A 7,970-nucleotide genomic window follows, 5' to 3' on the forward strand; every position below is an offset into this window, starting at 1 on the left:
CGGGTTTGGGAGGACGGGTGAGACGATAGGTGCGCACCACTTCCCGCGTCGAGCGCTTCACGCCGGAGACATCGCGCCAACGGGCTCCATAGCGGGGGGTTACCAGGTTGGCGGGCTTTTCCGACAGGCGACGGCGTTGGTAAGGCACCACATCATCCCCAAAGGCGGCATTGTACTCTTCGCTATCCACCACAGCGTCGATGAAGCCATCTAGCCCCTTGGTGGCAACGATGATGGAGTACTTGATGCGCTCCTGTTGGCTGTAGGTGGGCCGACCCAAAAAGCGCTGGAAGGTGACCTCGATGAAGCGGTAGTTGTCGTTGGGAACCATGACCAGATCCCGGTACACCTCCGACTTGCCCAGGCCGCGCACAAACTCTTTGACCGAGATCGCCCCGTTGCGCAACTGGGACTCCAGAGCTTTTTGCCGATAACTCTCCAGCATCAGATGCTCGCTGAAGATCTGGCGATAGGCAGCGCGAATGATGTTGTCGATACCTGTCGGGTCGTCAGGACGGTAGACGGGCGGGGTTTCGTCACTGGGCACAAAGTAGCGAGGCACCCGCTCATTTTGGGTGGTGGGGCGATCGGCAAGCAACGGAAGGGACATAGATGGTGCTCCTAAAAAAACGAGAAAAACTTAAGAAAAACACAGTGGGGCAGGGAAGCTAAGGCTCAGCAGCCAATTCCTGCCAGCTCATCTGGGCGCGGAGAGGGATCAGAGGATCGGCATCTTCCAGGGCCATCTGGAGCGCAGCCTCGACTGAGGGGCGCAGAGATTGTTCACCCTGGCGAGCCAAGTCCGTCAGGGATCCAACGGCGGCGTAGCGGACTCCCCAATCGGCATCGGCAAGACATTGCCGCAACAGTTGCAAGGCTCGCTCTTGATCGAGCAAGGGCCGCTTGGCCGCCACTCGTCCTAGCCCACGGGTCGCCGCCCGTCGCACACTGGGGGCAAAGTCCGCCACAATGGCTTCTGCCAAAAAGGGGTAGGCATCCCCATGGCCAATACGGGCCAGAGCCCGCACCGAATAGGCCCGCGCCCCATAGTCAAAACCGTCAATATGGCTCAGCAAGGGCTGCACCGCGGCTTCCCCAAAGCGCAGCACCTCCTCCAGAGCAGCCTCCCCAACTGCAGGGCGATTAAACCCAAAGGCGCGAATTAAGATGGGGATCCCTTCCACTTGGCCCAAAGCGCCCAGCGCCCTCACCACCCGCAACAATTCCTCAGGCGACGTGGCCTGCTCCAATTCTGCTGCCAGTTGAGCCACAGCAATGGGAAACGCTTGAGCAGCCGAGGCGGAGGACATAGGCAACGAATAGTCAAAGGTACACTTGAAACCGCTGATCAAAGGCACTGAGCGCCCCAGGATCCTAGAAGAGCTTCTCCAGTTGCGGCAGGATCACCGCCGTCACCTGAGCCAGCGGCACCCACCCCAACTGAAGCGCCACATCGAACAGCCGCTTCAGAGCATTGATGCGCAGGTTGAGAGCCACGTCGGCTGTGGCCAGCAGCGGCGCCCCCGCCACCCATCCCGATTCGGCCAGGTCGAACAAAGCGGCCTGTCGTAGGCTGGAGTTGGAGTGGGCCAGTAGCGCCACCAGGATTTGGGTCAGCTCCTCGGCTTGCGTAAAGCGATAGAGCACCCAAGCCGCTGCCGAACGCACCCGCTCAGAGGGATGGTTCAAAAAGGGCCGGATCGCTGCCTCAGCCTCGGTGGCCTGAAGCTGACCCAAGGCCTCGATAAGGGCTTCCCAGGGCTGCTCCTGCTCGCGGGACTGCAACAGTGCCAGCAAGGGATCCACCGCTCGCTTGTCCCCCAATTGAGCCAAGGCATAGGCAGCCTCTTCCCGCACATGAAAGTCGGTACAAGTGAGCGCCTCGATCAAACCGGGCACGGCCCGCACGTCCCCGATTTGCCCCAGGGCCTTAGCGGCATTGCGGCGCAGAGGATAGCCCCCCAAGGCGGTGCGATCCCGCTCATCCTGCAACGCCAAAAGCAGCGGCTCTACCCCCCTTGGATCCCGAACTGTGCCCAGGTACCAGGCAGCATAGTACCGATCTTGCAAGTCATCCCCCTGCAGCCGGGCTATCGCCTGCTCCCAAGTGAGCTGCTGCGGCAGCACCGCCGTGTTGGATGCCATACGAACCGTTGCAGAGCTGTTCATGACACCTGGGCAACCTTGCCGGTAACTTCAGTCGGCCGTCGGGCCTCCCTCACTCAGCAGCGCCGTTGCCCTGAGCGGGAGAGGCATTGGCTCCCGACAAGGCAGTGACCTGCACGATTTTGCCACCCATCCGCAGAATGCGCTGCATCTCGGCAGACAACCGACTGTAGGGAACGGTGGTGCTCAGGGTGCTGCGGCGAACTTTGGCAGAGGTGGCCAGAGCATCGGGCGGGTTGAGCAGACCGGTGTACTCGACTCGGTAAACCCGGCTGCCGGCTTCTGTCAGGGCTTCAGGGCTGGTGGTGCTTTGACCAAACATCGCTTTCCCCAGGTATCTATGAGACTTCGTTTGGAAGACAGGCAAACTGACCAGCGAACAAGCCGTACCGGCTATTCTCGCGAACCAGCACGCTGCCGTTGGGCAATGCCTACAATCCAAAGGCTAACTCCCCCAGAATAGAGAGCAGGCGACCAACCCAACCGGCTTAAGAGGAGCCGAGGCGCTAAGCCAACCTAGAAACAGGTGGAATAGACCTCTCTGGAGCCGCCGCCTGCTCTGGAGAGACACACAATTGGAAGACAAAGAAAGAGATCGTCCACTCCCAACAAGCAGGGATCTCTGCCCTGGGATCCCCTAGCTGAGGGCGTTGATGGCGTAATCGAAGTAGATGGCAGCTTCGTTGGCCGCTTGACCGCTCAGCATGCCCAGAGCGCGGCTCTTCATGTACTGCAGAGCCACGATGTACCAGCTGGGAGAGAGGTTAAAGGAGCGGTTCACTTCCCGCAGTCCGGCCACCAGGTATTCATCGAGGGGGCCGGTGCCACCTGCAACCAGAGAATAGGTAATGAAGCGGAGGTAGTAGCCGATGTCGCGGGCACACTTGGCTTGAAACACATCGCCGTGGCCCATTTCACCCGGCTGAGTCAGGTAAGGGAACCTCTTGAACACTTCCTGCACCGCTTCCCGCACCAGAGTTTGCTGGTTGTTGGTTAGGACACGGGCCGCTTCCAGAGAAGCAGCAGCACGCTGGTAACGACCATTCACGGCCTGCAGCTCGCTGGCATTCAGAAAACGCCCTTGATTGTCAGCGGCAGCAATCGCTTCAGTGATGACGGTTTTCACCTTGCAACTCCTAAATTCATCAATTGTGTTGTTAACGAACATTCTGTAGGAAAGGCGGACTGGATCTCCACCTGCCTATCAGAAATGAAGGGATCTAACCGATCTAAAAAGGGACGACTAAGCCAGCTTCGACCCAAAGCTCAAACGATGGCGGCAGCAGCCTTATCGAAGTAGCTGGCCACTTCGCTTTGCAGCGCAGAGCAGTCCCCAGGGGTGATGCCTTTCGGATCCATGATCTTGGCCAGGGCTTCTTTCTTCATGGCAGCAATGCCGTTGGCCACAGAAGTGGTGGGCACCCCCAGAGCAATGTAGGTTTCCCGCAGGCCGTTCAGGCAGCGATCTTCCAGCACAGAGCTATCCCCGGCCAAGGTGGCATAGGTGATGTAGCGCAGGATGATCTCCATGTCCCGTAGGCAGGCAGCCATGCGGCGGTTGGTGTAGGCATTGCCGCCGGGAGCGATCAGATCTGGCTCTTGAGCAAACAAAGAGCGAGCTGCATTGGTTACGATTTGGGCGGCATTGCTGGTCATGCGGTTGACAGCATCTAGGCGCTTGTTGCCCTCTGCCACCAAAGCCGCCAAACGGTCAAAGTCTTGGTCACTTAAAAAGGCACCGCGTGCATCTGCCTGAGCGATCACCCGGGTAAAAGCATCTTGCATGATGGATCTCCTTCTGGTCTTTCCAAAAAGTGGTGAGCGACTGGCTGAACCTCCCAAAAGCCGAATCCCAAGCTTTTTTGCGGGATCCTCTTTGACCTCCAAAAACTGGGGATTCCGTGGCAGCAGGCTGCTCAAAACTACCCCCACCGAACCCCCCAATTTTTAGATAGGTCAAGAACCTCTGCGACTTTCAGACAGCCGAGCATCCAGCCTAATTTTATATCGCGGGATGGATGAGTGTTTTGTGAAGATTTGCAAACCTACCAACCCCAAAATGTCTGCCTAGGCTGGGATCCCTGGACTATGGGGCGCAGCAGGGGGAAATGGGTCTGCGGGCTGGCTCACAAAATGTAAACATTTGTTTTGAGATGGAAGCAGTCTGAGTGGGCACCTTCCTGAACAGAAGTTAACACTCTGGAGGGGTCACCTCTTGCAGGGCCGCTTTGAGGGCTCGACAAAAGTGAGCTATTTGTTGCAGTCCTTCTTCAGGCGTGGGGGCTTTGGCCAGCCGTTGCACAAATGCGCTGCCCACAATCGCCGCATCTGCTCCCCAGAGAGCGATCTGGCGGGCCTGGTCGGGAGTGGAGATGCCGAAGCCCACCCCAATCGGCAGGGGGGTTTGTTGGCGCAGTTGCTGCAGCAAAGCCGGGATCCGCTTTTCCAGGGTGGCCCGTTCGCCGGTAACGCCGGTGGTGCTGACCAAGTAGACAAAGCCACTGGACTGCTGGGCAATGCGGCGCATGCGCTCCGGGGGGCTGGTGGGGGCCACCAGCAGGATGAGGTCGATCTCTTCGGCCTGGGCTGCTTGTCGCAGGGATCCCGCCTCTTCCAGAGGCAGATCGGGGACGACCAAGCCGGCACAGCCGGCCTGCCGCAGTTGATGCAGAAAGTTGGGGATGCCGAGCTGGTGGATGGGGTTGTAGTAGGTGAACAGGATCAGGGGGGCCTGCAGCGAGAGACAGCGCAAGCCTTGTAGAATGGCGCCCAAAGTGACTCCCCGACTGAGGGCGCGGGTGGCTGCTGCTTGGATCACCGGCCCATCCGCCAAGGGATCCGAGTAAGGTACCCCCAGCTCGATAAGATCGGCGCCGCTCTGATCCAGAACCTGCAAAGCCTCAAAGGTCGTCTCCAGGTTGGGATCCCCAGCGGTGAGGTAGGGGATGAGGGCTTTTTCGCCGCGGCTGCGCAGCGCCTGAAAGCAGGCTGTGATCCGAGTGGGCATGGGATCCATTCGATTCTGAGGAGATTGAGAGCATCCCCCACTGTAGCGTCTGCCGGGATCCCTAGGGGAGAGGCACAAAATCGTAGCCGGTACCGGAGCGGTTGCCGGGCTCAACCCGCACCAGCACGTTGGGAGCGTTGCGGTCGCCGGAGGGCAAAAAGCGCACTTCTCCCGAAGCCCCGTCCTGGAGGAGGAAGTTGGGATCCTGCAAACGGGCCAGCACAGCGTTGCGGCTGGTGGCTCCTTGGCTGAAAGCTTGCAAGAAAACCCGGGTGGCATCATAAGCCAGAGCGGTGCGCCAGCTCACCTGCCCTCCCCAGAGCTGGGCTGCCTTCTGGGCAAACTCGCGGTTGCGAGGCACCTGAGGATGCCAGGGCACCGCCACCACCAAGCCCTCTACCGCTGCTCCCCCGTCTTGCAATGTGGTGAGGCTGAAGAGCACATCGCCGCCCAAAAGGGCAAGGGGCCTACCGGTTGCAGCGTTCTCGCGGGCTACGGCCAGCGCTTTTTCGGCTACGGAAGCCGTGGGAGCTAAAAAAGCTACCTGGGCTCCTTGGCCGACGGCCCTTTGCAGGCTGGCCTGGGGGTTGAAGTCCGACGCCGATAAGTCGAACTCCGCCAGCACGATGCCCCCTTCGCTGGTCAGGGTGGAGGCAAAGGCATCGCGCAAGCTGGAGCTGTAGGCGCTGTTGGGGTTGTAGAAGATGGCCACCCTTTGCAACCGCAACGTGTTGAGAGCATAACGGGCCAGTTGCGTGCCGGCCACTTGATCGGAGGGCACGGTGCGAAAAATGGCATCCCCCAGCATGCTGATGCGAGTGCTGGTGGAGGTGGAGGAGATCATCGCCAAGCCGGCAGGCTGATAAACCTCGGCTGCAGCCAGGGTGGCATCGCTGGTGTTATGGCCAATCACCCCCAAGATCTCAGGCTGCGCCACCAGGGCTTTGGCCACCGCTGCTGCTCGCTCAGGGTTATCGCCATCGTCGGCAATCACTACCCGCAGCAGCCGTCCTCCGATTCCCCCCTGTTGGAAAAGCTCCTCCTGAGCTTGCGCCACCCCGCGCAGGGTCTCTTTGGCGCGGTTGGGGTTGCTGGAGATGGGCACCACCACCGCCAGGCTCAAGGGACTGCCCTGCTGCTGGGCACGGGCATTGTTCAAGAAAATGCGAGCTTCCGGGTCGTTGCGGTTGCTTTGCAGCCCCATCTCCAACACCGGGATGGCTGCGCTGAGGTTACCTTGGCGCAACAGCTCTGCAGCGGCAACGGCAGCGGGACTGCTATCGGCAAACAAGGTGCGCTCGCCGCTGGTCAGGAGCAGATCTTGTGCTCCACCCCCCAACCCTGGCAGCGATACTGGCGGTAGAGAAATGCTTTCCGGCCAGCGAACATAGCCCGCCTGCCAAGCGCGATGACCGCCCCAGAGTAGCAATAGCCCCAAGGCAATGTAGACAATGGGTGGTGGAGACTTGGCAACCATATATCATATTACCATATATCATATCATATTATTCATATTATAGAGAGAGAAAACGCTAGCTTTTGGCTAGCAAAGACACTGCTTGTATCCTCAGGAATCCTCAAAAGTCATCTTTCCAAGGATCTCTAAGGATCTCCGACTATGCATCAGCATGAGTGCGGGAGTATGTCACGGATCGGGACGGTAGGAAGGGCTGTTGCGGTATTGGCGCTCTAGCTGCTCCACAATGGAAATGGGAACGGATGAGGTCTCGGAGGGCTCTTCTGGCGAGGTGCCGATCTGCGTCTCGGTCTCCACATTGAACTGCCGAGATGTTGCCCAAACCACTGCTGCAATCAGCAAAAGGACGATAGCGGCACCGTAAAGAAAGGCGACGATGGCCATCGGGTCAATGGTTTAGCTTTCCCCTTCCATGATAAAGGCTGTCGAGAATTACCCACTTCAGGATCCCTTAGAGCAAGCCCTATGGGACTGGCACCGAGGAGAGGCCAAGGGATCCCTGCTCTTGCATGCCTACGGCCTGGAGGGGATCCCGTTGGCGGAAGAGCCCCAGGTGGTCTCCCCAGAGGTGTTCTTCACCCAGGAGCTGCCGGAGGTGGAAGCCTTGGCCTTGGAACTCTGCCGCGGTCGGGTGCTGGACATCGGCGCCGGCACGGGCCGCCACAGCCTGCTGCTGCAGGAGGAAGGATTGGCCGTGGCTGCCTTGGATCGCTCCCCGGTGGCGTTGCAGATCATGGCAGAGCGGGGGGTGCGCTGCCGCATTGCCGCCGATCTTTTCCACTGGGCGGGGCCAGGAGAGCCCTTCGATACCCTACTCCTGCTGATGAACGGCGTCGGCTTGGCGGGATCCCTGTCGGGCTTGGAGCGTTTTTTGCGCCTGGCTCGCCACTGGGTTCAGCCCACTGGCCAGTTGCTCCTGGATTCCACCGATTTGAGCGATGCCAGCGACCTCGCAGATCTGCGGAATCTGCCGGCAGAAGAGGGAGGGCGTTTAGAAAACTTGGAAGATCCCTCTGGCAAGCTGGCCGCTCCTGCCCACCTCGAAGCAGGTGGCTCAGAAGATTGGCAGGAAGGGAGCGAGGCAAAAGCCAAGGTAGTGAACTTTGTAGCCGAGTACAACGGCCAGCGGGGGGATCCCTTTCCCTGGCTATTTGTAGATCCGGAAACCCTGCTGCAGTGTGCCCACGCCAACGGCTGGCAGGGGCAGATTGTCTATCAAGAGCCGGAGGGGGCTTTTCTGGCACGCCTCACCCCCTTCTGAAGGACTCGCTAGTGGGAAAGGATCTGGGATAAAAACAGGCGGGAGCGCTCTTCTTTCGG

Annotated in this window: 10 protein-coding genes; 1 reads left to right on the forward strand and 9 read right to left on the reverse strand. The window is 59.6% G+C overall.

Annotation, left to right across the window (positions count from 1 at the left end):
• The 9 genes from NW837_RS01855 to NW837_RS01895 form a co-directional block, all read right to left on the reverse strand.
• A partial coding sequence (locus NW837_RS01855) for a phycobilisome rod-core linker polypeptide (protein WP_414329022.1) occupies nucleotides 1-610 on the reverse strand: 610 nt, incomplete at its 3' end.
• Nucleotides 611-668: 58 nt separating this feature from the next.
• A complete protein-coding gene (locus NW837_RS01860; RefSeq protein WP_414329023.1) occupies nucleotides 669-1,310 on the reverse strand; it encodes a HEAT repeat domain-containing protein in 642 nt (213 codons plus the stop codon).
• Nucleotides 1,311-1,374: 64 nt separating this feature from the next.
• Nucleotides 1,375-2,145: a HEAT repeat domain-containing protein gene (locus NW837_RS01865; protein WP_414329024.1), complete on the reverse strand. Its 771-nt coding sequence runs from the start codon at nucleotides 2,143-2,145 to the stop codon at nucleotides 1,375-1,377.
• 73 nt (nucleotides 2,146-2,218) lie between these two features.
• Nucleotides 2,219-2,488, reverse strand: coding sequence for a phycobilisome linker polypeptide (locus NW837_RS01870; RefSeq protein WP_011432575.1), 270 nt, complete (start codon nucleotides 2,486-2,488; stop codon nucleotides 2,219-2,221).
• Between the two features lie 315 nt (nucleotides 2,489-2,803).
• Nucleotides 2,804-3,292: a phycocyanin subunit alpha gene (locus tag NW837_RS01875; protein WP_011432574.1), complete on the reverse strand. Its 489-nt coding sequence runs from the start codon at nucleotides 3,290-3,292 to the stop codon at nucleotides 2,804-2,806.
• 140 nt (nucleotides 3,293-3,432) lie between these two features.
• Nucleotides 3,433-3,954, reverse strand: coding sequence for a phycocyanin subunit beta (locus tag NW837_RS01880; protein ID WP_304411987.1), 522 nt, complete (start codon nucleotides 3,952-3,954; stop codon nucleotides 3,433-3,435).
• A 403-nt stretch (nucleotides 3,955-4,357) separates the two neighbouring features.
• On the reverse strand, nucleotides 4,358-5,173 hold the full coding sequence (gene trpA / locus NW837_RS01885) for a tryptophan synthase subunit alpha (protein WP_414329025.1): 816 nt from the start codon (nucleotides 5,171-5,173) through the stop codon (nucleotides 4,358-4,360).
• A 61-nt stretch (nucleotides 5,174-5,234) separates the two neighbouring features.
• Nucleotides 5,235-6,650 carry an ABC transporter substrate-binding protein gene (locus tag NW837_RS01890; RefSeq protein WP_414329026.1) on the reverse strand — a complete coding sequence of 472 codons (1,416 nt, stop codon included), beginning with the start codon at nucleotides 6,648-6,650 and terminating at the stop codon, nucleotides 5,235-5,237.
• Between the two features lie 168 nt (nucleotides 6,651-6,818).
• Nucleotides 6,819-7,034: a hypothetical protein gene (locus tag NW837_RS01895; RefSeq protein WP_011430147.1), complete on the reverse strand. Its 216-nt coding sequence runs from the start codon at nucleotides 7,032-7,034 to the stop codon at nucleotides 6,819-6,821.
• A gap of 28 nt (nucleotides 7,035-7,062) precedes the next feature.
• Between NW837_RS01895 and NW837_RS01900 the strand changes: the two genes are divergently transcribed.
• Nucleotides 7,063-7,911, forward strand: coding sequence for a class I SAM-dependent methyltransferase (locus NW837_RS01900; RefSeq protein WP_414329027.1), 849 nt, complete (start codon nucleotides 7,063-7,065; stop codon nucleotides 7,909-7,911).
• Nucleotides 7,912-7,970: the final 59 nt, after the last annotated feature.

Source organism: Synechococcus sp. R6-10 (genome assembly GCF_047461815.1).
Classification (GTDB): Bacteria; Cyanobacteriota; Cyanobacteriia; order Thermostichales; family Thermostichaceae; genus Thermostichus.

Excerpts from the sequence above, each read along its gene's own strand:
- NW837_RS01860 (WP_414329023.1), bottom strand. The coding sequence starts at position 1,310 with ATGTCCTCCGCCTCGGCTGCTCAAGCGTTTCCCATTGCTGTGGCTCAA.
- NW837_RS01865 (WP_414329024.1), bottom strand. The coding sequence starts at position 2,145 with ATGGCATCCAACACGGCGGTGCTGCCGCAGCAGCTCACTTGGGAGCAG.
- NW837_RS01870 (WP_011432575.1), bottom strand. The coding sequence starts at position 2,488 with ATGTTTGGTCAAAGCACCACCAGCCCTGAAGCCCTGACAGAAGCCGGC.
- trpA (WP_414329025.1), bottom strand. The coding sequence starts at position 5,173 with ATGCCCACTCGGATCACAGCCTGCTTTCAGGCGCTGCGCAGCCGCGGC.
- NW837_RS01890 (WP_414329026.1), bottom strand. The coding sequence starts at position 6,650 with ATGGTTGCCAAGTCTCCACCACCCATTGTCTACATTGCCTTGGGGCTA.
- NW837_RS01895 (WP_011430147.1), bottom strand. The coding sequence starts at position 7,034 with ATGGCCATCGTCGCCTTTCTTTACGGTGCCGCTATCGTCCTTTTGCTG.
- NW837_RS01900 (WP_414329027.1), top strand. The coding sequence starts at position 7,063 with ATGATAAAGGCTGTCGAGAATTACCCACTTCAGGATCCCTTAGAGCAA.